Origin of the sequence: Shewanella sp. 4t3-1-2LB, from assembly GCF_017368415.1 — a bacterium.
Lineage (GTDB): Bacteria > Pseudomonadota > Gammaproteobacteria > Enterobacterales > Shewanellaceae > Shewanella > Shewanella fodinae.
In genome coordinates this window covers 1-24,855 of record NZ_JAFNJD010000026.1, presented here as the reverse complement: position 1 = coordinate 24,855, position 24,855 = coordinate 1, and the positions used below count along the sequence as shown (strand labels likewise).

25 protein-coding genes are annotated in these 24,855 nt (G+C 50.0%); 9 read left to right on the top strand and 16 right to left on the bottom strand.

Annotation, left to right across the window (positions count from 1 at the left end; all coding sequences use genetic code 11):
- Nucleotides 1-4: 4 nt before the first annotated feature.
- The 8 genes from J3L11_RS10875 to flgB are packed head-to-tail and all read right to left on the bottom strand — an operon-like array spanning nt 5 to nt 6,203.
- Nucleotides 5-1,108, bottom strand: a complete 1,104-nt coding sequence (locus J3L11_RS10875) for a flagellar basal body P-ring protein FlgI (RefSeq protein ID WP_207570995.1) — start codon at nt 1,106-1,108, stop codon at nt 5-7.
- A gap of 12 nt (nt 1,109-1,120) precedes the next feature.
- Nucleotides 1,121-1,786 (bottom strand): flagellar basal body L-ring protein FlgH, encoded by a 666-nt coding sequence (locus tag J3L11_RS10870; RefSeq protein ID WP_242695197.1) that lies wholly within the window; start codon nt 1,784-1,786, stop codon nt 1,121-1,123.
- A gap of 5 nt (nt 1,787-1,791) precedes the next feature.
- On the bottom strand, nt 1,792-2,577 hold the full coding sequence (gene flgG, locus J3L11_RS10865; protein ID WP_189618765.1) for a flagellar basal-body rod protein FlgG: 786 nt from the start codon (nt 2,575-2,577) through the stop codon (nt 1,792-1,794).
- 26 nt (nt 2,578-2,603) lie between these two features.
- Entirely contained in the window at nt 2,604-3,338 is a 735-nt protein-coding gene (locus J3L11_RS10860; protein ID WP_133039693.1) for a flagellar basal body rod protein FlgF, read from the bottom strand.
- A 15-nt stretch (nt 3,339-3,353) separates the two neighbouring features.
- A complete protein-coding gene (locus J3L11_RS10855; protein ID WP_207570993.1) occupies nt 3,354-4,715 on the bottom strand; it encodes a flagellar hook-basal body complex protein in 1,362 nt (453 codons plus the stop codon).
- A gap of 18 nt (nt 4,716-4,733) precedes the next feature.
- Entirely contained in the window at nt 4,734-5,396 is a 663-nt protein-coding gene (locus J3L11_RS10850; RefSeq protein ID WP_189618767.1) for a flagellar hook capping FlgD N-terminal domain-containing protein, read from the bottom strand.
- A gap of 13 nt (nt 5,397-5,409) precedes the next feature.
- A complete protein-coding gene (gene flgC, locus J3L11_RS10845) occupies nt 5,410-5,832 on the bottom strand; it encodes a flagellar basal body rod protein FlgC (protein ID WP_207570992.1) in 423 nt (140 codons plus the stop codon).
- 2 nt (nt 5,833-5,834) lie between these two features.
- Complete coding sequence (flgB, locus tag J3L11_RS10840) at nt 5,835-6,203, bottom strand: flagellar basal body rod protein FlgB (protein ID WP_189618769.1); 369 nt, start codon at nt 6,201-6,203, stop codon at nt 5,835-5,837.
- An 82-nt stretch (nt 6,204-6,285) separates the two neighbouring features.
- Between flgB and flgA the strand changes: the two genes are divergently transcribed.
- From flgA to gss, 4 genes are all read left to right on the top strand, one after another.
- Complete coding sequence (gene flgA / locus J3L11_RS10835; protein WP_207570991.1) at nt 6,286-7,044, top strand: flagellar basal body P-ring formation chaperone FlgA; 759 nt, start codon at nt 6,286-6,288, stop codon at nt 7,042-7,044.
- 59 nt (nt 7,045-7,103) lie between these two features.
- Nucleotides 7,104-7,394: a flagellar biosynthesis anti-sigma factor FlgM gene (gene flgM / locus J3L11_RS10830; protein WP_189618771.1), complete on the top strand. Its 291-nt coding sequence runs from the start codon at nt 7,104-7,106 to the stop codon at nt 7,392-7,394.
- Entirely contained in the window at nt 7,391-7,822 is a 432-nt protein-coding gene (gene flgN, locus J3L11_RS10825; protein ID WP_133039687.1) for a flagellar export chaperone FlgN, read from the top strand. The genes flgM and flgN overlap by 4 nt, the downstream gene beginning before the upstream one ends.
- 106 nt (nt 7,823-7,928) lie before the next feature.
- Nucleotides 7,929-9,809, top strand: a complete 1,881-nt coding sequence (gene gss, locus J3L11_RS10820; protein ID WP_207570990.1) for a bifunctional glutathionylspermidine amidase/synthase — start codon at nt 7,929-7,931, stop codon at nt 9,807-9,809.
- Nucleotides 9,810-9,844: 35 nt separating this feature from the next.
- Here the strand turns inward: gss and J3L11_RS10815 are convergent, their stop codons facing one another.
- The 3 genes from J3L11_RS10815 to J3L11_RS10805 form a co-directional block, all read right to left on the bottom strand.
- On the bottom strand, nt 9,845-10,354 hold the full coding sequence (locus tag J3L11_RS10815; RefSeq protein WP_189618774.1) for a TIGR00645 family protein: 510 nt from the start codon (nt 10,352-10,354) through the stop codon (nt 9,845-9,847).
- 134 nt (nt 10,355-10,488) lie between these two features.
- Nucleotides 10,489-12,117 (bottom strand): methyl-accepting chemotaxis protein, encoded by a 1,629-nt coding sequence (locus J3L11_RS10810; RefSeq protein ID WP_189618775.1) that lies wholly within the window; start codon nt 12,115-12,117, stop codon nt 10,489-10,491.
- A 17-nt stretch (nt 12,118-12,134) separates the two neighbouring features.
- A complete protein-coding gene (locus J3L11_RS10805) occupies nt 12,135-13,346 on the bottom strand; it encodes an EAL domain-containing protein (protein WP_207570989.1) in 1,212 nt (403 codons plus the stop codon).
- Nucleotides 13,347-13,552: 206 nt separating this feature from the next.
- Between J3L11_RS10805 and J3L11_RS10800 the strand changes: the two genes are divergently transcribed.
- Complete coding sequence (locus tag J3L11_RS10800; RefSeq protein WP_189618789.1) at nt 13,553-13,927, top strand: helix-turn-helix transcriptional regulator; 375 nt, start codon at nt 13,553-13,555, stop codon at nt 13,925-13,927.
- A gap of 156 nt (nt 13,928-14,083) precedes the next feature.
- Here J3L11_RS10800 and J3L11_RS10795 read toward each other — a convergent pair whose 3' ends face one another.
- Nucleotides 14,084-14,932: an SDR family oxidoreductase gene (locus J3L11_RS10795; RefSeq protein ID WP_207570988.1), complete on the bottom strand. Its 849-nt coding sequence runs from the start codon at nt 14,930-14,932 to the stop codon at nt 14,084-14,086.
- 119 nt (nt 14,933-15,051) lie between these two features.
- Here J3L11_RS10795 and J3L11_RS10790 point away from each other — a divergent pair, with 119 nt between their 5' ends.
- From J3L11_RS10790 to J3L11_RS10780, 3 genes are all read left to right on the top strand, one after another.
- Nucleotides 15,052-15,480: a helix-turn-helix domain-containing protein gene (locus tag J3L11_RS10790; RefSeq protein WP_189618778.1), complete on the top strand. Its 429-nt coding sequence runs from the start codon at nt 15,052-15,054 to the stop codon at nt 15,478-15,480.
- Between the two features lie 126 nt (nt 15,481-15,606).
- On the top strand, nt 15,607-17,988 hold the full coding sequence (locus J3L11_RS10785) for an ATP-binding protein (protein WP_207570987.1): 2,382 nt from the start codon (nt 15,607-15,609) through the stop codon (nt 17,986-17,988).
- Between the two features lie 15 nt (nt 17,989-18,003).
- Nucleotides 18,004-18,912 carry a transporter substrate-binding domain-containing protein gene (locus J3L11_RS10780; RefSeq protein WP_207570986.1) on the top strand — a complete coding sequence of 303 codons (909 nt, stop codon included), beginning with the start codon at nt 18,004-18,006 and terminating at the stop codon, nt 18,910-18,912.
- On the opposite strand, the gene J3L11_RS10775 is transcribed toward J3L11_RS10780, so the two are convergent.
- Nucleotides 18,830-19,873 carry an alkene reductase gene (locus tag J3L11_RS10775; protein ID WP_207570985.1) on the bottom strand — a complete coding sequence of 348 codons (1,044 nt, stop codon included), beginning with the start codon at nt 19,871-19,873 and terminating at the stop codon, nt 18,830-18,832. The two genes, J3L11_RS10780 and J3L11_RS10775, sit on opposite strands and share 83 nt — an antisense overlap.
- A gap of 170 nt (nt 19,874-20,043) precedes the next feature.
- On the opposite strand from J3L11_RS10775, the gene J3L11_RS10770 reads away from it, so the two are divergent.
- Nucleotides 20,044-20,625 carry a TetR/AcrR family transcriptional regulator gene (locus J3L11_RS10770; RefSeq protein ID WP_189618782.1) on the top strand — a complete coding sequence of 194 codons (582 nt, stop codon included), beginning with the start codon at nt 20,044-20,046 and terminating at the stop codon, nt 20,623-20,625.
- Here the strand turns inward: J3L11_RS10770 and J3L11_RS10765 are convergent, their stop codons facing one another.
- The 3 genes from J3L11_RS10765 to J3L11_RS10755 form a co-directional block, all read right to left on the bottom strand.
- Entirely contained in the window at nt 20,626-22,200 is a 1,575-nt protein-coding gene (locus tag J3L11_RS10765) for a methyl-accepting chemotaxis protein (RefSeq protein WP_207570984.1), read from the bottom strand. It abuts the gene before it with no gap.
- Between the two features lie 162 nt (nt 22,201-22,362).
- A complete protein-coding gene (gene raiA, locus J3L11_RS10760; protein ID WP_133039675.1) occupies nt 22,363-22,722 on the bottom strand; it encodes a ribosome-associated translation inhibitor RaiA in 360 nt (119 codons plus the stop codon).
- 131 nt (nt 22,723-22,853) lie between these two features.
- Entirely contained in the window at nt 22,854-24,425 is a 1,572-nt protein-coding gene (locus J3L11_RS10755; RefSeq protein ID WP_207570983.1) for a PAS domain-containing methyl-accepting chemotaxis protein, read from the bottom strand.
- Between the last annotated feature and the right edge of the window lie 430 nt (nt 24,426-24,855).

Here is a 24,855-nt window from a genome sequence, read left to right as displayed (position 1 = left end):
CCTACTAAATCACCACCAGTTCCGCTTCCAGTGCCCCAGCTTTATCGAGTCCCATCAAAATGGACATCAGTTCGGCAGGCGTTGCGCCCAACGCATTAACCGCCTGGACAATAGTCTCCAACGAAGTCCCCTCAGGGAATAACATCATGTTGTGACGTTGCTGATCCACATTGACGTCGCTGGCATTAACCGGCACCGTGGTGCCGTTGGAAAACGGTGCAGGCTGAATAGCGCCCTGCCGCTCGGTAATGGTAATGGTCAGACTGCCATGCGTAACGGCGGCCTTGCGTACGCGCACCATATCGTTGATGACCACGGTGCCGGTACGACTGTTAAAAATCACTTTAGGCCGCTGGCTGCCCAGTTCCACCTGAATATCCTGCAGCATTGACATGAAAGTGTTGAAATTGTTGGGATCGCGCGGTGCGCTTATCATCAACTTGCCCCAGTTCTCCGCTTTGGCAACGCCGGGACCAAACTCCTTATTGATAGCACTGACGATATTTCTGGCCGTCTTGTAATTGGGTTCTTTGAGATTCAGTACCACTTCACCAGAATCCCGGCTCCTGCCAAGAACAGCACGCTCAACCGTAGCACCGTTTGGAATAATGCCCGAGGTCGGAACGTTTACGGTAACCGATGAACCGGTGTTACCAGAGGCATTAACACCGCCAACCACCAGATTACCTTGAGCCAGGGCGTATACCTTGCCATCTATGCCCCGCAGTGGCGTTAGTACCAAACTGCCGCCTAACAGGCTTTTGGCATCGCCCAATGAATTTACGGTGACGTCAATCAGTTGCCCAGGGCTGCTGTCAGGTGGCAACGTTGCCTGCACCAGTACCGCTGCAATATTTTTGGTACGGGGTAAATTACTGTCATCCATCTTGACGCCGAACTGCTTCAGCATGTTATTCAGCGACTGACCAGCAAACTTAATCTGCGATTTATCACCGGACCCCGCCAGACCAACTACTAATCCATAGCCCACCAGCTGATTGTCACGAACGCCCTGCACATCGACCAGATCCAGTAGTGCCCGGCTCGAAGCTGACACCCCGCTAGATAGCAGCGCCAATAACACACCTAGGAGAAGTTTTCTTGCCATTGCCTCTTTGCCTTAAAACGGATTGAGATAACGGGTGAATAGCTTAGTCAACCACCCTGGTTCAGATGCATCCGCCAAAGTACCGCTACCTTCATAACTGATGGAGGCCTCGGCAATCCGCTGCGAGGAAATCTGATTAGTCACATCAATATCTTCTGGACGGACGACCCCAGACAGTTCCAAGTATTCGTCACCTTGATTCAGCCGGATCTGTTTACGGCCCTTAATGCGCAAAGCGCCGTTTGGCAACACATCGACCACTCTCACGGAGATATAGCCACTGAGAGAGTTCTGTTGATTGGCTGTACTCTGGCCTTTGAAACTGGTGGCGGAGTTGGTTTGCAGCGCCATGTCGTTGGTATTGAGCGTTCCCAATAGCGGTACGCCCACATCCCAACTGCTGTCTTTACCTAACGACGAATCAGCACTTTTACTGGACATAGTCCGTTCTGCTAACACCACCGTTAATATGTCACCAACAGAGTAGGCTCGCTTGTCAGCAAACAGCGTGAACATGTAATAGTCACTGTATAATCCGCCTTCCTGGTGGTTGACTAGCGGCCCATTATTTTGAGCTAAGGCATCGTCATCAGCGGCAGTTGCCTGACGGCCAGCGCCGGACGGGGAGCTACTACAGGCACTTAGCAGTAATAAGACCAACAGCAATAGATAGCGCATAAGCATCACATGCTCTGGTTAACAAATCGCAGCATTTCATCTGCGGCAGAAACCACTTTGGCATTCATTTCGTACGCCCGTTGCACGGCGATCATATCCACCATTTCATCAACCACACTGACGTTGGAACCTTCTACCGTAAACTGCTGCAATTGCCCTAACGCATCTTCACCTGGCACCCCTTCAGTCGCTTCACCAGAGGCCGCGGTCGCACGATAAAGGTTACCGCCTAACGCTTCTAGGCCAGCCGGATTAACAAAGTTTACGGTAAGAATTTGCCCCAGTTCCTGTGGTTGATTATCACCCGCCACCACAGCGGTCACTGTGCCATCTTTGCCAATGGTCACCTTAGTGGTATTGGCCGGAACGGTAATATTCTGTGACAGCGGTAAACCATCACTGTTCACCATTACCGAGTCCGAGTTCAGCTGGAACTGGCCGTTACGGGTATACAACGTTTCGCCATCTGGACTGTCTATCTGGAAAAAGCCTTGCCCAGTGATGGCAATATCCAGTGGATTACTAGTGGTTTCAGAGGGGCCTTCAGTAAACTGCTTCTGAGTACCATTCACACGAACCCCGGTGCCCAATTGCAACCCAGCGGGAATTTCATTCAACGCATCGGCCTGGGTTCCCGGCTGGCGCTGCACCTGATAAAACAGATCCTGAAACATCGCCCGGTCTTTCTTAAAGCCAACGGTACTGACGTTTGCTAGGTTGTTGGATATGGTGGTCATTCGCAGATCCTGTGCTTCCAGACCCGTTTTACTGACCCACAGTGCTGAATTCATGTGGTAAAGCTCCTTGTTGCTCGCGCTTATGCTTCGCCGCGAATTAATCGGTCACCGGAACTGGCCAGATCTTCGGCAACCTTCATCATTTTGATATTCATCTCAAACTGACGGCTGATATTCATGGTCTTAACCATCTGTTCAACCGCATTAACGTTAGATCCTTCCAGTTTGCCGCTAACCAGCGTCACCGCTTCATCGCGATTGAGTTGCTGACCATTGCTGTCACGCAGCAAACCATCGCGGCCTTTCACCAGATTATTGTTGGCACTGACCAACTTGATCTGGGCTTCCTGCGCTATCAGTCCGCCACCCACAGGGGTGAGATTGATAGTGCCGTCGGGGCTGATATCAATATCGCCAAATTGCGGCAACTGGATGGGGCCACCGCCTTCCCCTAGCACCTGCAAGCCATTTACCCGTAAAAAGCCATCACCATCGACCTGCAGATTACCGGCACGGGTATAGGCTTCATTACCGTTGCCATCAAGCACGGCCAAATAGCCGGACTCACTCAAGGCCACATCCAGTTTGCGACCGGTGTCCATCATCGGTCCTTGCGCCAAACTGGTGACGGCAGGTGTCAGCTGTGCCTGATAACGGGTGCGAAAGCCATCGCCACCCACCATCATTGACTGCGCTTGCTCCAAGTCAGCGCGGAAGCCAGCCGTATTCACATTCGCCAGGTTGTTTGCCACCACCTGTAGTGCTTTGTTATTTAACTCTGCACCGGAAACCGCGGTATATATCAAGCGTTCCATTCAGGGTTAGCTCCTCTAGGTCGCATTAAACAGCACTTGCATCATGTCGTTAGCCGTGCTGATGGTTTTCGCGTTAGCTTGATAGTTTTGCTGGAAGGAGATGAGGTCGACCAATTGATCACTGATATCGACGTTCGAGCCCATGTACTGCCCAGACAGCAACTGTCCAACAGTGCCACTGTCAGCAGTGGTATAAAGCGGATTGCCTGATTCGGCGGTGTTATACCATACGGTATTATCACCTTGTTCAAGTCCATTCACGTTAGCAAAGGTCGCTAACACCAGTTGTCCCTGCAGTTTGGACTCACCATTGGTAAAGGTGGCGTACAACTTACCATCAGCGTCCACGGTCACCCCGTTAAATTCACCGGAGGTGTAACCATTGGCATCGTTGTTGTACATGGCAAAGCCACTGCCGAACTGGGTACTTTGTTTCATGTCGATTGTCAGGCTGACATCACCAGCACCGTTCGGATTGCCGTCCTTGTCCAACGGGCTAAAGGTCAGTTGAACTTGACGCATACTGTAGGGGTCAGTGCTATTACTGTCAGGAACTGTGCCTGGAGTAAAGCTGCCATCGAGGGGCAACATCTGACCATCAGTACCAAAGGAGATAGTCACAACCCCAGCCGCTGCGGTCGCGCCATCCACAGTCACATTCTGCGAACCGACCGTTGCACTGCCGGGCAGACCGAGCTGCGTGGCGGTCAGAGGTTGACCATCCACAAAGTACATGGTCTGCCACTCGTTAGAACCGGTATGGTTATAATACTGAGTCAGCACATGACTATTACCGAGAGAATCGAACACTTCAGTCGACTGGGAAAAGTTATAAGCCGAGCCATCGGTGGGATCAAAAGTATCCGGTGCCGTCGGGTAAGGAATGACATCGCTGGCAGAGCTGAAATTGCCAGAAAAGGTGACTAAGTCGGATGCCTGCGCGGGAATGTTGCTGCCTTCAATCTTAAGGTCGGTGAGAACCCCCGGCACAATGTTCGGATCCGTAGCGTCGTCGACACCGTACCCCTGCAGCTTGGCACCACTGGCATTAGTGATATACAACTGATCATTGAGCCCAAACTGGCCGGCCTGGGTGTAAGCTTCGCGGCCGTTAGCGGACAGCACAAAAAAGCCTTTCCCGGTAATGGCCAGATCCAGATCTTTATCCGTTTTCACCAAATCACCGGTGGCAGTAAAATCTTCTTTGATATCAGCAACTTTAACGCCACCGCGTTGACCACCATTGTACACTGCTGCAAATTCGGTACTGCCAGCTTTAAAACCGGAAGTCGACGAGTTAGAGATGTTGTTACTGGTGACTTCCAGTGCCGTCTGAGTGCTTTTCAGGCCACTCAGGCCAATTTGAAACATCGACATAATTAGCGTCCTTAGTGGTTAGCTCTGAGTGACTAACTGATTGATATCAGACAAATTAAAATTACCCAAACCATTTACTTGCAACAAAATATCTGCCGCAGAATTACCGACTGATACGCGCTCAACCTGCCCACTCAGCCAGGGTTGTAGGTTAGCGGTCAGGCCATTGGACTCTGCATAAACCTTGACGGTATAGACACCTGCATCCTGATCCTCAAATTGGAAGTTGAGGGTTCCCTCGCCGCTGTATGGCAACTGCTGTTGTTCGATAAGTTCACCATCAGCGTTATAGAGTTGCGCGGTGACCGAATCTACCGCCGCGGACAAATTCACCTGTCCTTTAATATTTCCAGGTTGTTCGAGCACCTGAGTATTGGTCTGAACGTTTACATCCGTACCTACCAATTTGGTTGCTTCCAACACTTGCAGACTATTCAGCGATGTTTGATTGGCCGCCGTGTTCTGTTTGATGCTTTGCAACGACTCTAAACTGCTGAACTGTGCCAACTGGCTAACAAACTGGGTGCCGTCTTGTGGATTCAGCGGATTCTGATGACTTATCTGTGCGACCAACAAATTGAGGAACATGTTGGATAGATCTTCGCCATTACTGGCAATCATTGGATTGCTATTGCTAGTCGCAGAGGAAGACGCGGCCCCGGTTACACTATCAACACTCATTTTCCGCTCCTGCTCACTGGCCCAGTTTTAAAATGCTTTGCTGCATACTGGTGACCTTGCCCATGACTTCCACAGAGGTCTGGTAACTACGGGACGCCGACATCATGTCAGCCATTTCTTCCAAAGAATTCACATTGGAGTAAAAAACATAGCCATCCTGATCCGCCAGTGGATTATTCGGTTCATAACGTTGTTCAACTGGTCGGTCTGACGAAACGACCCCCAACATACGCACACTGGCAGCAACACTGCTGTTATCCTCACCATTCCCTGCCTGATAAAGTGCCGAAAACACTGGTTTCAGAGCATGATAGGCGGTATCGGCACTAGGTGCGGCAGTGTCAGCGTTCGCCAAGTTAGAGGCGATAGTATCCAGGCGCATTACCTGTGCATTCATGGCACTGCCATTGATGTCATAGATATGGTTGAAAGACATGACTATTTCCCTTTAATGGCACTGTACAGCCCGTTAATCTTCATATTGAGAAACGTCAGGCTGGTCTGAAAATCCATGGTGTTTTTGGCAAAATTGGCCTGCTCAACGTTTAACTCAACACTGTTGCCATCCGCTGATGGCTGATAGGGAATGCGATACATGAGCGGATGTTCGTTCATATTCAGTCGCGCATCTGAGGTCATTTGTACCTGCTGTTGCACATCCTGCATCACACTGTTGTAATCAATATCCCTGGCTTTGAAGCCCGGGGTATCTACATTGGCGAGATTGCCTGCAATAATTTCGGCTCGCTCTAAACGCAGTTGCATTGAGTAGGGATGTACACCGAATGCGTTATCAAATGGTCCCACTGTGTTGAACCCTGTTCAGGTATGAATCTTGCCTTCTATAAAACAAGCTTTATGCCATAAATTAAAACCTTTAAATATCAACATGATAAAATTTAAATTTGGAAGAAATCAGTATCATAAGGAAACATTTTTTCCGCTACGGAAGCGATACTGGCTACTGTTTCCGCTACTGCTAGCGCCACCTGCGCAGGCGACTTCAGCGCTTGCTGCCGCATTACAACAACATGTAGAAAAAGAGCTTACACAATATGGCCAGCGGCTAGGGATCCGCAGTCAGAAGCAACAGATTGAGCTGCATTTTTCCGGTGGTGCAGAACAACAATCCTGCAGTCAATGGCGTTTTGAGCGACCACAATCAACCGAACCGCCGCTGGGGCGTTTGAGTTATCGCATAGAATGTCTGGCCCCGGTCACTTGGACCGGAAGAGCCACAGCAGAAGTGAAATATTGGGCTAAGGTGGTGGTGGCCGCCGCCCCGGTGGCAAAGGATACGCAGCTAAGTCAATCGGTATTGAAGCTACAGCTACAGGAGCTGGGAAGCTTAAGCAGAACACCGCTGTTTCACCTCAACGATGCTGTCGGCCAAGTCACCAAACGCCGACTCAACCGTGGCGCAGTGGTATCACCATTCTTACTGGAAAATCCGTATGTTATCAGTCGTGGCGATCTGGTGACCATGCGCATCACAATTAACGGCTTTGCCGCTGTCACCAAAGGCACAGCGCTAGAGGATGCCCGCAAAGGTGAGCGCCTAAAAGTACAGAACAACAGCTCTGGTAAAGTGCTACAAGGGGTAGCAGAGGGCAGTGGTTTAGTGGAAATCGACTTCACAGCAAAATAATTTAAGTTTGTGATAAATATGGTCGCCTGTAACTCATAGACCCCCAGGAGATTAACCTTATGAAGATAAGCAATCAGGGCATTATCCCGCTGGACAACCTGAAAGCAGATACCCCTAACACAGGTAAAGGATCACAGCCGGGTAGTGGTGAGGTGTCCAGAAACAATGCTAATACTGCGCAGTTAAGCGCCCTGAGTCGTTCTGCGAGCGATGTTTATGCTGGCTTGTCAGAACGGGATGAAGTGGATATGGACAAAGTAATGGCGATGCGCAATGCCATTGAAAATGGTGAACTGCCACTGGATGAAGAGGCTTTAGTCAACGCCATCATGGATATGCACCGGCTATGACCATTAACAATCTCAAAGCGTTTTTTGACAGCATGAGACAAGATGTGGCACAGCTGAATCGGCTTATCGGCCATATGGATAACCAATATGAATTACTTAGCAGCCGGCGTGCCGAAGAACTGAACTGGCTTAACCAGCAGATCATTACACTTATTCAGGATTTGCGTCAGTCAAATCTCGAACGTGAGCAGTTTCTACAACAGTTAGGTCTGCCAGCAAATCGAGCGGGGTTAACGTTACTTCAGGAAAAGTTACCTTCCCCCACTCGCGAAAAAGTGGGGGAGTTAATACAAGAATTAAATCTGAAAACTCAAACCTGCCACATGATGAATGAGCGTGCAGGCAAACTGCTGGCCACCCAACGCCGCTTTATGACCCGCTTCTTTGGTCTGCAGGATCAACAGGCGTATCCCGACTTTCGCGTCTGACGGTTTTGCCGTCAGCGCCGCACAAACATTTATCTCCAGCTATTCCCCCGCTTTTGTAACAGCGTTATGCTGCGGCCAATGACATTCAAGCCAAAGGAATACAGGTTTGCATAAGTTACAGTTTCCGCCGGAACCGTTCGGAACAGTGCTCGGACACGCGCCCGGAGGCGTTGCCATTTACTCCAGTGACTACCACAGCGCCGATCCGGCACAGTTTCGTGATCATAGCGCCTACCGTAGCTATATCGGTAACGAATACATGGGACACAAATGGCAATGTGTGGAATTTGCCAGGCGTTGGTTGTACCTCAACCGTGGGCTGGTATTTACCGATGTGCCTATGGCCTACGATATATATACCTTAAGACACCTGCGTCGGGTCGAAGATGACGGACTGCTACCACTGCAGGCTTTTGCTAACGGCAGCCAGAAAATGCCAGAAGCTGGCGCGCTATTGATCTGGGCGGCTGGTGGAGAATTCGACGTTACCGGCCATGTTGCGGTGATTACCGAAGTGCTACCGGACCGCGTACGGGTTGCCGAGCAGAATCTGGAGCATTGCAAATTACCCCCCGGACAGCAATGGTGTCGCGAGTTACAGCTCGAACGCACAGCTAATAATGGCTATCGCATCGTCGAAGGTTTTTGTGACACGCGCATTCTTGGCTGGATGATCCAGACCGATGACACGACTTATGCCGAACCCGCACACCGGACCGACCCCAAGCTGTTCGACTTAAACAGCCGCAAAGTCGCTGATAGAGGACAATTCAATACCCCTTGGCTGGATCAACAAGACCCCCTGCAACTGGCGTTTGTGCATGCCATGGGGGGACATTTCCTCACCGATAAGCCCACAGAGCAATTTCGCTATTTTCGCATGTCGGAAACCGCGGAACGAGAGCTTATCCGCGCCACCAACGAGCTACATTTGATGTATCTGCATGCCACGGAGCAGGTACTGCGCGATGACGAACTACTGACAAACTTCAACATTCCTAAAGTGTTGTGGCCACGCTTAAAGCGCTCCTGGCAAACTCGGCGCCACCAGATGATCAATGGTCGGTTTGACTTCTGCCTGTCCCACAAAGGGCTTAAGGTCTACGAATACAATGCGGACTCCGCCTCCTGCCATACAGAGGCGGGGCTGATCCAAGGATTATGGGCCAAACAGGCTGGCGCTGTGGACGGCGAAGATGCCGCCGAAGGACTGCTATCAACCTTAGTTGAAGCCTGGCGCCACAGCGATGCCAGCGGCATGGTGCACATTCTTCAGGATGACGATAAAGAAGAAAACTATCACGCACTGTTTATGCAGCGAGCGATGACCAAAGCCGGGATCAGCAGCAAGATTGTACGGGGATTGCAGCGACTGCATTGGAATGATGCCGGAGAAGTGGTCGACGAAGCCGGTGAAACCATCAACTGCGTCTGGAAAACTTGGGCTTGGGAAACGGCACTGGAGCAAATTCGCGCCGAATGTGAAGACGATGACCGCGCGCCGCCGATCCAGACCGGAGCGCCCAACACCCCGGTACGACTGGTCGATGTGTTGTTGCGCCCCACAGTACAGGTTTTTGAACCATTGTGGACATTGATCCCCAGTAATAAGGCAATTCTGCCAGTGCTATGGAGTTTGTTCCCGCAACATCGTTATCTGCTGGACTGCGCCTTTGAACTAACAGACGAGCTTAAGCAGCATGGTTATGTGATTAAACCGATTGCCGGGCGCTGTGGCGACAACATCAGTCTGGTGGACAAACACGAGCAACAGCTGGGACAAACCGAAGGCCGCTTTGCCCACCAGCAACAGGTTTATCAGGAGTTGTGGCGACTGCCGAAAATTGACGGCTACCGAGTACAGGTTTGTACCTTTGCGGTAGCGGGGAGTTACGGTGGCAGTTGTGTGCGGGTCGATGATTCGCTGATCATCACCACCGACAGCGACCTGTTGCCGCTGCGGGTAGTGCCTGATGATCAGTTATAACAAGAACATTTAAGTCGCTAAATGCTCGCTGACCGTCAGTGTTTTTTCTCGCGGTCGGCGATAGCATCTGTGACGGCAAATAACACGCCGGAAACCACAAATGTCAGATGAATGCCGACCTTCCAGCCCAATACATCGCTGCTGAGTTCGCCAGCAGCCACAAAGGCCTTGAGCAATTCAACCGCCGAAATAGCCACAATGGCACCAATCAGTTTCAATTTAAGATCAGCAAAACCAACTTTGCCCATCCAGGCCGGACGATCTTCGTGATCATCGACCGACATTTTTGACACGAAGTTCTCGTAACCACTGAAAGCAATTATCAATAACAGGCTCGCCAACAAGGCACTATCTACCAAGGTCAGAATGCTGACAATTGACTCTTCCGGCGTGCCACTGAGGATCCCCGCTAGCAGATGAAACAGCTCTTTAACAAACTTCACCAGCAACGCTAGCACCGCCAGCATCAACCCGAAAAAGAACGGCGCCAGTAACCAGCGCGAACGGAACAACAGCTGCTCGAGTGCAATTTCGAGTTTAGACATAATTATCACACCTTTGACATAAAGAGATTCAAGGAAACACCGAGGCAATATTACTGATTTGTTGACTTTCAGCAAGCTACTTGGTGCTCTCTGCGACCGCTTTAAGCGCAGTGTGGTACAAGAGATATCGACATCTAATATTTGAAGTGCGATATCAACTCATTTAACTTTTCTGCCAGCCTGGCAAGTTCAGCACTTGAGGCACTTGTTTGTTGTGAACCGGCCGCCGTCTGCACCGACAGATCCCGGATAGACACCAGACTACTATCTACAGTCCTGGCAACCGTGGCCTGCTCTTCTGCTGCCGCCGCAATCGTCAAGTTCTGCTGACTGATATCGTTGATCAGCGAAGCAATCTCTGTCAGCGCCTGCCCGGCTTCGTTGGCAACCGTCAGTGTTTCCACCGCCCGAAGGTTACTTTGTGACATATTATTTACGGCATTGGCGGTTTCGGTTTCAACGGACTTAATCATGGTCTCAATTTCGGAGGTAGACTCCTGTGTCCGATAGGCCAGCGCCCGCACTTCATCGGCTACCACCGCAAAACCCCGACCCTGTTCTCCGGCTCGTGCCGCCTCAATAGCTGCATTCAATGCCAGTAAATTGGTTTGTTCTGCCACACCGCGAATAACATCCATCACCGAACCAATATCCTTCACCCGCTGCGCCAACTGGCTGATCCCGGTGGAAGATTGTTTGATGCCCTCAACTAAAGCCTCTATTGTCTGAATGGTCAGGTTGACTTTGTGCTGCCCTTGGGCGGTTTTTTCATTGACGAGGTTGGAATTGTCAGAGGTTGTGGCAGCGCTTCTGGCAACATCATCAATGGCAACGGTTAGTTCATTTACCGCCGATGCCGCCTGCTGCAACTGGTCACTCTGTTCGGTGGTGATTTGTGTCGACTGGCCTGTCACCACACTTAGTTCTTCAGAAGTCGTGGCCAATTGGCTGGAAGAATCGCCTATGGTGTGCATGGCATCGCGCAACTTATGCTGCATTTGTTTGAGTGCGGCAATCATGTCCGCGGCTTCATCATGACCGTCGTCGCTAAATTCCAGCGTTAGATTTCCCGAAGAGATGGTCCGCGCAACGTCAACTGCTTCGCGCAAAGGCGTGATCAGGCTGCGGCTGAACAACCACGCCAGTACCAATACAATCGCCAGTGCCACCCCAGCCCCGACGACTAAAGCGGTTCGAGCTTTAGCGAACACATTGAGTGCCTGTGATGAAGCGGCGGACGCCTGCGCTATCTGATGCGCTGACAGCTCATTCAATGCCGTAACCAGACGCGCTGAAATCGGCTGAACATCTTGGCTGCGCAACTGAATCGCATCGTCTACGCTCCCCTGTTGTATTAGCGTAACTATCTGATGTACGGCAGCAATATAGTTCTCTCTTAACTCAATAACTGATGTAAATAGTCGCTTGGCGTCGTCGGTCACCATAAAGTGTTGCAACTGCTGTTCCGCGGCACGTAGTTTTTCAGACCACTGGCTTATATCGGCCGATATTCTCGCGATACTGTCGTTATCATTGCGATTAAAAATATCGCTGGCACTTATCCGTAAGCTGAGAAAATCCCGCTGCATCTCACCCGTCTTGGCCACTGCAGGTAACCATTGCTGGCTGATGACATCAATATCGTCTTTCAAGATGCTCAGTTGCATTACCGCAAACAACCCCAGCAGTAATGTCACGGCACCCAGCAAACCAAAAGAGAAAAATGAACGTTTAGCAATCCCGACCGCGCGAATCATCGACATCTCACAACTCCGTCTTCTTAATGGGAAAGGACCCAGAGCTCGAACTGGGAAACATTCAGCGGGGCGGAAAACAGATAGCCCTGCGCAACATGAAAGCCCAACGCCTTCAAGATCTGATATTGTTTTTCTGATTCAACCCCTTCTGCGACCACTTGTAGCTTCATGCTCTTACCAATCTGCAGTGCCGCCTCACTGATTGACCGAGCAATGCCACTGGTCTCAATATGCTCTATCAGGCTCCGATCTAGCTTCAACTGGCTCACAGGCAGTGTCTGCAAGCGGCTCAGATTGGAATAACCGATGCCGAAATCATCGACAGACAGTTGAATGCCATTAGCGTGCAATTTATTAATAACGTCCTGCACAATCGGTTCGTGCTCGACAAATCCACTTTCAGTGATCTCAATGATCACGTCATCGGTGGTCAACTGACTTTCCTGCAACACTTGGGAGATCAATTCAGGTAACGCCGGATAGCGTAAATTCACTGATGACAAGTTGACAGAAATAGCCGGGATCGATAATCCCTTAGAACGCCACTGCAACAGCTGCTGACAGGATGCCCTTAGCACCCAGAGATCAAGGTCAGTGATGATTCCCACCGATTCTGCCAGCGTGATGAATTTGTCCGGCGGGATCATGCCATATTCGCAGTGAAACCAGCGGCAGAGAGCCTCTACACCACAGACACTGCCCGCATCAATGTCAATTTGCGGCTGAAAGTAAAGCTGTAACTGTTGTTGTGCAATGGCCTCGCGTAAGTCGTCAGCCAATGACAGATGGCTGGTTGCAGCTCCTGTTTGTTCCTGAGAGTTGGCATTAGCGGGTCTAAACGAGAGTAACTTACAATACTGCGGTGACACCGTGCTTCTGGGAAGTGCTAACGGATAACTGTATTTGACAATAAGCAAGTAGAGCGTCTGTTGCTCGCATTGCAGTTTGGATACCGACATAACAACTTTGCGATATTCGCCATTGCCCTGTCGCAGTTTCACATCAACAATCTTGCCGACCATCTGACTTAACGGTAGAGATATGCGGCTTTCAGACTCGTCCAGCAATTGGAAAATGGATTCACCGAGCAACTGTTCAGACTGATAACGCCAGCGCTTCAACGCTGGTTTATTAACTAAAAGAATATTACCGACAGCATTCACCACCACTATGCTATCAGTAAGTTGTTCCAGCAATTCGTATTCCCGCCGGAGAGTACTACTATTACCCAGCACATTGACTTCCTTTTCCTGATGTTAATCAAGGCACCTGACAAGCAGCCCCAGGCTGCAGCGGATATCGTCTGTTATCAGCGCTGTGGTCTACATTTATCATTGTGTCATCAAATCAATTCCAGAATATTGCCTATAAGGAACATTGTGTCAAGCAATTTGCCTATACGGTTTTGCCTATTTGGCAATACGCCATGGATAATCGAATCATGCATATAGGAAACGCTATTAGGGTTTTGCGTATCAAACGCAAACTGACACAAGAACAGCTCGCTCTGGATGCTGACATAGCGACCAGCAACGTCTCTCGCATTGAAAATGGCTTACGCCAACCTTCACAGAAGTTACTGATTAAATTGGCAGATGCGCTGGGTACAACGCCGTCCAACCTTTACGCTGCCTGTGAGAAAGGGATTGTACAGAACGTTACTGATGCAGATGGTTATTCAAACCATAATGACGTAATTGCGGCACCCGAAACGCAAATACTGTTGAGGCTGTTCCACGAACTTTCTGATGACAATAGAAAACTGTTACTTGAGCAGGTGCGCTTACTGCATCATTGGCAGCATGGTAAAATTTAACATAAACAATCTATTACATTGTTAAATAGTGTCTCTGGTAAGATTGCCTAAGAAATATTAAGCGACGCAGATACAGGTGGCAAATCCCATATATGTTCGCGTAGGATTTGCCATTTAGGCAAATCCTAATTTTCAAATATCTAATGTAGCTATATATCAGAGTACGCGTTTAATACTCTGTTCAATAGGTGTGGTTGCACGGCCAATCAGCATCGACAACTGTTTACTGTCATCGAACAAAGCGCCTTCTGCCGCCCCCGCTTCAGAGTCACCCAACATTGCAGCAACTGCTGCTGGTAAACCGACTTGTTCCAGTAATTTGGTATATTCAGCCTGTGATAAATTGTTATATTCGACCTTTTGGCCGCTGGCAGCACTGATGTATGAAGCAAATTGCGACAAAGTAAAGGCATCGTCCCCTGCCAGCTCATATACTTTGCCAGCTTGATCAGGTTGCGTTAAAGCAATCGCAGCCGCAGCGGCATAATCCGCGCGGCTGGCAGTCGCCAATTTGCCCTCCCTTGCACAACCAAATACCGCACCATGGCTAATGGCGGCAGCCACACTGCCGGTATAGTTTTCACTGTACCAACCATTGCGCAAAATAACCGCTGGGATACCGCTCTGTTTGATATAGGTTTCGGTAGCAACATGTTCTGTGGCTAACATTAGAGGTGATGTGTCGGCATGCAACAAGCTGGTATAGGCCAGCAAACTGACACCGGCGGCTTTTGCCGCATCAATCACCGCTTTGTGCTGCTCGGTTCTTTTCCCCACTTCACTGGAAGAGATCAACAGCAACTTATCAACATTTGCAAAAGCACTGACAAGCGTATTTGGCTGGTCGTAATCAGCCCGCCGTACTTGTATACCTTTTGCCGCTAGTGCTTGTGCTTTATCTGGATTACGTACCGCCGCCACAATCTGCGATGCTGGTACTTTTTTTAACAGTTCATCAATGACCAATCTGCCAAGTTGTCCGGTTGCACCTGTTACTGCCAACATGTTCGTACTCCTTGTTAACTTACTCAATAAAGTCAATGTCACTGGTATCGTGCCATCGTTAGTGGCTATACTAGCGCCAACACAAACTTTTGGTAAGTACATACAAAAAGGTAAGTATAATGAAACAGCCAATCCCTGAAACTGGATTAGCGGCACAGATGCAACGAGGCAATCTGTTTTCTGACAAATGCCCCTCTCGAGAAGTGCTTAAACACGTCACCAGCCGTTGGGGAGTTCTGGTATTACTCGCGCTATTGAATGGCGAGCAGCAACGTTTCAGCGCATTGAAACGCAAGATCCTCGGTGTCAGTGAAAAAATGCTCGCGCAGACACTACAGCAATTAGAGAGTGACGGCTTTGTAGCACGCACTGTCTTTCCAGTCGTACCGCCTCATGTGGAATATGCCCTAACAACAAATGGTGTGTTGATTGCCCGTCAAGTCGTGGGGCTGGCTGACTGGATTGAAGAAAACATAGATCAGGTCATTCAGGCACAAGAGCAATATCAAGCGCAGCAAATTGCAGGTCCGCAGCACTGGCAATCGTGATCCAGCCCAAGCAGTGTGCTAGAGCACAAAACTTGCGCTAATGCTGCAGCAGCAATTGCTTTGCCGTACAGCGCCCTTTATTGTCATGTAAACCATGCCTGAATGATGAACAACAAGGAAGCTTTCATGGCCATTAGTGCCCTCGATGCACAACAGCTATACCGTCCGGCAGATCTCAGCCTGCTGGGAACCAACAATTCAACCCGTGAACTGGAACCGCTGGACGATATTATCGGTCAGGAACGCGCCCAGAGCGCAGTTGAGTTCGCCATGTCCATCCGCGACAAGGGCTACAACATTTTTGCTATCGGCCGTAGTGGTCTGGGCAAGCGCACTATGATGCTGCGTTATCTGAAGCGCCACCAGCAGTTGGAACAGGAGCTGAACGACTGGTGCTATGTCGCGAATTTTGATGAACCCAGAACCCCGCAAGTGCTGCGTTTGCCTGCGGGCAGCGGTGCCCAGTTTAAAAAAGAGGTGGAAAAAACGGTATTACGGCTGGTGAAAGCCCTGCCGTTAGCATTTGATAACGAAGTGTACTATCGCCGAGCCGACAAACTGAAGACCCAGTTGACCCAGCGCCAAGAGGCCACCCTAGCGGAACTGGCTACCGAAGCCAAGGAAAAGCAGGTACGGCTGACCATCAGCCCCGATGGTGACTATCAACTGATGGCGCTTAATGGTGAGGAACCGCATACCGATGAAAGCTATGCGGCGTTGCCGGAAGCAGAGCGTAACAGATTTGAAGAGAATATCCGGCATCTGGAGTCACGGCTGCGGGGCATTGTCCGCCAACTAACTGAATGGGAAGAAGAATTCAGTACTAAACAGCAGCAACATGATGAACAAGTCGCCCGGGAGGTTTTGAGCCATTTCTTCAAGCCGTTGAAAGATGATTACCGCGCCGTACCAGAAATCCGCAATTTTTTGACCGCGATGCAAAAAGATATGCTGGGCAATCTGGATATTTTTCTTGAGCAAAGCGAAGATCAACTGGGACTTGCCTATGCCTCGCTGGAAAAGAAAATGCCCCGCCGTTATCAGGTGAACCTGCTGGTAACTCAAGAGCAGCCAAACTTCCCGGTGGTGGTAGAGGAAAATCCGACTTATCACGGCTTATTCGGTTATGTCGAGAATGCCACCTTTCGCGGTACGGTATTTACCGACTTCTCACTGATCCGCTCAGGGAGCCTGCATCGTGCCAACGGTGGCGTGTTGCTAATGGATGCAATAAAAGTGCTGGAACGGCCCTATGTGTGGGATGGATTAAAGCGGGCACTGCGCTCTCGGACGCTGGATCTTAATTCGCTGGAACGCGAAGTTTCTTTATCTGGGACGGTCTCGCTGGAACCACAACCCATTCCGCTGGATGTGAAAATCGTGTTGTTTGGCGACTATCAGACCTATCAGTTACTGCAACACTATGATCCTGACTTCTGCGAATTGTTCAAAGTCACCGCTGACTTTGAAGACACTATGCCGCGTAGCGCCAAAGTAGAAAGCCTTTACGCCCGTTTCATCTCTTCTATCGTGCATGATAATCAGTTGCTGCATTGTGACCATAGCGCCATTGCCCGTATCATAGAATACAGTTCTCGTCAGGCGGAAGATCAAACCCAGTTGTCGCTGCATTCTGCCAATGTGGCTAATTTATTGCGGGAAAGTCATTATTGCGCCAAATCGACCAATGCCCGAGCCATCCGTGCCACCCATGTAGAACAGGCATTAGCGCAGCAAGAGCAGCGAGTATCGAAGCTACGCGATCAACTGATGTTGGGCTTTACTCAGGGTACTAACCTGCTTGAGGTCAAGGGTAAAGCGGTTGGACAGATCAACGCATTATCAGTTATCGCCACCAGCGATCACCAGTTTGGTATGCCCAACCGTATCACTGCCAGTACCAGTTTTGGGAAAGGCGAAGTATTGGATATTGAACACAAAGTACGCCTTGGCGGTAAAATCCATTCCAAAGGCGTTTGGATTTTATCGGCATTTATCAATGGCTTGCTGGCGAAAGATCAAGCAATCCCGCTGACCACCTCCCTTACCTTTGAACAATCCTACTCCGGTGTTGATGGCGACAGCGCGTCGATGGCCGAATGCTGTGCCATACTTTCAGCAATCAGCGGTATCGCTATTCGCCAAGATATCGCGATCACCGGGTCGATGAATCAGTTTGGTGAAGCTCAGCCCATTGGCGGCGTCAATGAAAAAATTGAAGGTTTTTTCGATGTTTGTCAGCTTAAAGGACGGAAACATACACAAGGTGTGATCATCCCACACAGTAATGTCAACAACCTGATGCTGAAAAAATCCGTAGTGGATGCAGTCGCTCAGGGGAAGTTCCATATCTGGAGTGTTACCCACGTTCTTGAAGCTCTGAGTATCCTGTGTGATATGCCCGCGGGCGCGGCAGATAAACGTGGACAGTTTCCACTGCGCAGTATATTGGGAGCTGCCTCTGCCAATCTTGCCACTCTGCGTACAGCCAATACCAATATTAGTTAATCAATGAGGTCGCAGATGAATAGCAGAGCCATTGGGATTGTGTTGATGCTGTCACTGCTGACCTTGCCAACGATGGCCCAAACCGACCTTCCCAGTATTGCGTCAATCACCAATGATGCCTGGCCGCCTTTTATTAATGCCGATGGCCATAGTGGATTAGCGCTGGATATCGTCACTACTGCACTGCAGACTCAAGGGGTAAGCTTACAAGTCACCATCAAGCCCTGGGCTAGAGCAATGAAGGATGTGATTGATGGTAAGAATGATCTATTGCTGGCAACCTGGGAATCGCCAGCAAGGACCCAGACGTTGTTGTTTTCACAACCCTATCTGCAAAATCGGCTGCGCTTCATTAAACGAGCAGATGATCCGTTTGAATACCGCGATCTGGCATCACTTAGCGGCAAAAGAATTGGTGTCATCCGTGATTACAGCTATACCGGAGAGTTTGCCAGCAGTAACAACTTCACCCGCGAACCGCATCAAGATCTGCAGGCAAATCTGCGTATGCTGGCGGCTAAACGCCTAGATCTGACGCTGGAAGACGAAATCGTAGCGAGTTACTGTTTTTATCAATTACAACTCGCAGACCATTACCATTTTACTGGACCACCGTTGACGGTGAAGCGCCTATATCTCGCTGCAGGCATTCAAAACCCCAAAAGCAAGGCCCTGATCGCTGCCTTCAATCAGGGCCTGAAACTCATCATGGATGATGGACGTTACGAACAGATCCTCGCCCATTATGGCGCGATGTTGCACTCCAACCAGATGCCGGAAATTATCCGGCCAACCAACCCAGCCGCGCAACACCTCTCAATAATGCCATCACCTATGTATGTCAGTACAGGGTGGCCAGCATCTCATCTGAATACGCCTTGGTGGCATCACCCTGGCGTACTCTCGCGACATAATCAGGATTAGCGATAAACGGCCGACCAATGGCAATCAAATCGAACTTACCGGCAATAATCGCGGCGCTGGCACTGTCAGCATCGTAACCACCTACGCCCACCAGCGTCTGCTGATAGTGTTCACGTAGATAGGTAGAAGCTTGGCCGCCAAGATAATCAAATTGCATACTGTCATCAAAAATCCCCAGATGCACATACGCCAATTGCCGCTGTTCTAATGCTGGCAGTAAGTAGTCGAATACCTGGCGATCACGGGCATCAGTTGCCATATTCACGTAGGCCGCCGGTGATAGGCGTATCCCGGTGCGTTCACGCCCGATGGCCGCAATAACTGCATCTGTCACCTGCAACGGAAAACGGCTCATATTTTCAGGAGAACCACCGTAATCATCATCACGACGGTTACTGTCATGGTGCAAAAACTCGTCAATCAGGTAGGCATTCGCACCATGGATCTCCACCCCATCAAAACCCGCTTCAATGGCATTCTCAGCAGCCTTAGCATAGTCACGAACCAACTGTTCAATTTCACTTACCGTCAGCGCTTTTGGGGTTTCATACTGCAGCTCACGCATGCGCGGGACAGTACCATTCAACGCTACTGCCGATGGAGCTACCGTGTGCTCGCCACCGAAGAAAAAGGTGTGCGCAACTCGCCCGGTATGCCATAGCTGTGCGAAGATCAGTCCCCCTTTTGCGTGAACAGCATCGGTGACTTTACGCCAACCTAAAATCTGCTCAGTACTGAACAATCCCGGAGTATTAGGATAACCCTGTCCGTCTGGACGAATAATGGTGGCCTCGCTGATGATTAATCCGGCGTCAGCGCGACGGCTATAATAAGCCGCCATTTCGTCGGTTGGCACTAAGCCAGGCCCGGCCATACAACGGGTAAGCGGTGCCATCAATATTCTATTTTTCAAAGTAATTTTGTCGTTAAGACGATAAGGTTCAAACAAAACATCACGCATGGAAACTTCCTCAAAATACAATGGCCGCAGAGTCACAACCTTAACTCAGCGCTGACAGTTATTCTTGAACAGGCATTCAAGATAAAGAGTCTCACAGCCATGCGCAAGTTATTTTTGAACATTCATTCAAAAAAGAATACACTTTGCGATGTCTGACTGGATGAGAAACTATGAGAAACGCTGAATTTGATCGCCAGCAGGTATTGCGTAACGCCATGTATGCTTTTATGGGCAAGGGTTACAGCAAAACCAGTATGCAGGATTTGACTCGCGCTACCGGCTTACATCCCGGTTCCATCTATTGTGCTTTTGAAAATAAGCGAGGCCTATTGCTGGCCGCGATTGATCAATATCACGAGGATCGCACATGTCATTTGCTGGCGCTGTTTGCCGAAGATGTCCCGTTTAAACAGAAAATACAGCGTTATCTGGATGAAATTGTCGCAGAATGCCTCAGTTGCGATGTCTCTCAAAGCTGCTTGCTGGTGAAGATATTAACCGAAGTTGGCGAGCAGGATGCCGATGTTGCAGCTAAAGTGTCAGCCTATCTGCAGCAATGGCAGCAAGCGCTGGAAACCGCATTTGCCACCGCCATTGCTGACGGGGAAATTCCATCTGCGCCAGGAGCCCAGGCATCGGCACAATTTCTGATGATGGCAATTTATGGTTTGCGTACCTATGCGCATACTCATCCGCACGAACAGCAGTTGCGTCAATTGACGGCCATGTTGACTCAACAATTACTTGGCTGACTAGCCCGCACGAAAACCGATACGAAATCCGCCCCAGTGTCGGCCATTAACAAATACCGGGACGGACAAGTCGTGCATCACTTCCCCTGTATCCCGTTTATAGGTTTGTAATAACATCGGCTCCGTATGGCGACCACAACGGATACCGGTAGGGTCATTAAACAAACGCTTGGTGCGGTTATTTGCCGTGTCCTTGGCGTTGTCGCCGGTCAGTGGTTTACTGAAACGTTGATTATGTGTGGGGAAATAGCCGTTATGATCAACCGCTCCGGCATAAATAATCTGCGGATGACGACTGAGTATTGGCTCCTGCACTGCCGGAAAGCACTGGTCAGTATAGCCGTCAAACGCAGTTGCATATTTTGCGGGTTCAACCCCGCCGATACGTTGATATTGGGGGGAAAACAGTTGCTGCTCAGTAAACTTTCCCTGCTTTAATCCCAGCTCTAGCAACTGACCACATGCGGCCGCCGCTTGCTGTGCCTCAGCCAACGCCTGCTGTTCAAATGTGCCCGTGTTCCAGTGTCGGAGCGCCAGAAAAATGCCCTCGGTCGTCTTGGAAAATTCAAATGCCTGCTGGCTTATCTGTTCGCTGCGCTGCCCAGTTTCTGCTAGCGAGTCACTGATCCGTACAATCGCTTCTGAGATTTCACCGGTGGTATCGCGGTATTCCCGCAGTGCTGACTCAATCTGAGCTAACGCTTGGGTCGATTGTTGCACACCACCAGCAATGCCATCGAACCTTTGTTCTAGCGCCGAGATCGCATTCACTGTTTCTGAGGTACGCCCGACCACGGTCGCCATCAGCTGTGAGGTCTGCTCGGTATCCTGGCGGATCTGACTTAACATGCGGCCAATATCTTGCGTGGCATCTGCCGTTTTAGCCGCCAGGGTGCGCACTTCATCCGCCACAACCGCAAAACCGCGCCCCGCCTCGCCCGCGCGAGCAGCCTCAATGGCAGCATTCAGCGCTAGCAAGTTAGTTTGCGCCGCAACCCCATCTATCACCTCGGTAATTTTACCAATGGCATCCGCTTGTTGTTGCAACTGATCCACCTTGCTGGCGGCCGAGTCCACATCTTGGCTGAGGGTACGAATAGCCTCCAGCCCAGACACCGCATATTGTCGGCCTTCGAGACTCAAGTGCCGGGATTGTTCGGCCTGTTGCAGCACCGCTTCGGCATGCTCACTGAGTGAAATGGTGGTTGCTGATAACTGATTTGCCGCCACAGCTATCTGGCTGGCAGCTTCACCGCTGCCTTGAATATTCTGTTGCAGACCATCGACAAAATGCGAAACTTCGGCACCACCGATGGCAATTCGACTGGCATCTGTGGCAATACGATGCAGTGCCTGTAATTCCTCTCGGCGGTTGTCATCCTGTGCCACTGCATCTTCAGTCGCTGATGCTTGGGAGACCAACCAATACACCAGTGCCAGCACTGGCAATAAGAGTAGCGCCCCCAGCAACTGCCACAACAGGCTACCATTGACCAGCAACTGCAATCCTTCCAGCAAGCATAAGCCACTCACGATGCCCGCAATTACCGGCCAACGACGTTGGGTGTTTGGCATGTATCCCCCTGAATATCTGGTGTAAGCATTCAAATTTTTTTCATATATTTCAGCTTAAACCACAGGTTGGCGACTTGCGCGGATTTCGCCCATTGGACTTTGGTGGAACACAAACGAAGAAAGGCCGCATTGCGGCCTTTCTGCTGAATATTCAGTATGGTGTTATTTCGACAAATCCATTTCCTGAATAATTTCATGGGCAATCGGTGGGGTGGTGCACTGCGGCTTTTCATGTAAATCAGCCTTGAGTTGACCTTTTCTGTGTTTCAGTGCGGTTTCCAGTTTTTTAACGGCAACCATGATTGCCGGATACATCACTTCGTCGGTGCCGGAAGCAGCTACCGCGACACCTTCATAGTTGGTGCGGATATCTACCTGATGTAGACCATGTTCCTTGGCAATGATCACATCAAATCCGATAAGTCCGGGGAAATGTTTAATAATTTTTGAAAATTTTTCTTCCACATGGGCACGTACGGAGGCGGTAACTTCAACATGGTGACCTGAAATCTGGATTTTCATAGGCTTTCCCTTTTTCCGTTGACTTAGTTATACAGATTGGGACTTTTACATAAAAACACAAGAGCCCACGGCGAATAAAATCACCAGTGGGCTCTATGAATGTACTGTTCGCACAAATTATCGTCGATTTATCAACTACGGCGCACACTCTGATGCCAGAATTGCTCTGACAGGTGACGGGTTTTGACCGACAACCGACTCACCTGTTCACTACGCCCCACCGCCTCTAATGTCTGCTGCGCACTTTCACTGGCAAGATCGCTGATCAGTACAATGGAACGATTAATCTCGCCAGAGACTAACGTCTGCTGTTGTAAGGCCGCGGCGTTGGCTTCACTCATTTCTCCCAGGCGGTTAATGGAATGCTTCAGCGCTTCAAACGCTTGGTTGGCTTCTTCAGCCAGATCAACGGAATGCTGTGCTTCAGTTTCGCCTGCTTTTATCTGACTCCCGGCATTGCGGGTCGTCTGTTGGAACTGCTTAATAATGCTCTCAATGTGGCTGGTAGATTCGCTGGTACGGCTAGCCAGATGGCGTACCTCATCGGCCACCACCGCAAATCCACGGCCAGCTTCGCCTGCACGCGCCGCCTCGATAGCGGCATTCAGTGCCAGCAGGTTAGTCTGATCGGCAATCGCATGGATCACATCCAACACTTCGCTGATGGCAGCGCTATCCTTCTGAATTGACTCTACCAGCACCGCAAACTCGCGTACCCGCTGATTCACAATGCCAATCGCTGAGATCACCTTCTGCAAACTGTCATGACCGGTTTGTGTTGCCTGCATGCTGGTGGTCATTTCATCTGTAGCATTTTGCACATTATTGCCAACTTCATTGAAACTCGCGGTCATTTCTGACATTGCCGCCCCCGCTTGCCGGGTCTGTTCACTCTGCCCCTCGGCGCGTTCAGCGTTGGCCCGCAATGTCTGCTGCAAATTGACACTCTCTTCACTAATGGCATGCGCAGAATCGGCCATACGTCCGATAACGCCGCCCGTTTCCGCCACCAAAAAAGTCATTGCCAAGCTCAGTTGCCCGAGTTCATCCTGACGACCGCAATACACTGCCCGCGCCATGGGATCGTCAATGATGTTCCGCGATTTATTCACCAGCGAGAAAAACGCTGACAACTGCCACTGGCTTAACAGCAACCACGCCACCAGCGCCACCGCTAGTCCTAACCAGGGAGACAACCCCGCACTGGCAAATCCTAACAACACGCTGCACAAACCAGACAGTTGTAACCCACGAGCAAATCCCACACGTGCGGGTCGCAACTCAGCGGGCGTTTTGCCCTGATTCAATTGTTGATAGATCTTGCTGGCAGAGGCGATCTGTTCTCGACTAGCGCTGTGGCGTACCGATTGAAATTCATGGAGTTTGCCATTTTCCATTACCGGCGACACATAGGCATTGACCCAATAGTGTCCACCGCTTTTAGTCCGGTTTTTGACAATCCCCATCCAGGGTTTACCAGATTTAACCCGACGCCAAAGGCCTTCAAAGGCTGCAGGTGGCATATCAGGGTGGCGCACAAGGTTATGCGGCTGACCACGTAACTCGTCCTCAGTAAATTCACTGACATCTACAAAATCCTTGTTCACATATTTAATTGTGCCTTGCAGATCTGTAGTAGAGAGAAGAATACTGGTTTCGGAAAGCTGCTTTTCTTTTTGGTTGACGGGCTGATTTACACGCATCTGTAGGTATCTCCCGAAGCGGTTTTGTAATCGCAGCTGTATGCTAGGTGATACTACAACAGCAACAGCTTTTATTAGCCAAGTTTGAAGTTGCTCACAGTACCAGTTATGTGACACGGAGCAACCACCAAAATGCGGAAATGCCACTTCCGTAGCAGAATTTATAGTACCGCAGTAATCGCGCATTTTTTCTGCAAGAGTCAACGTCTTTTTATCAGCAGAATTTTGCCAATATTGAACGATAATAATCTTTGCTTCGACGGCGTTGGTAATGGGTGACTGCGGTCAGTGGCTTAGGGCTGACAGTAAAAAACCACCTTCTGAAGAAGGTGGCTTTGTGATTACCCCCTAAAAGGGGGCCTTCTATACAAGAGCAAGCTCAGCTTGCTCTTGTTTTTCGACTCTTTCTTGATGGCGGACATACCTGCGA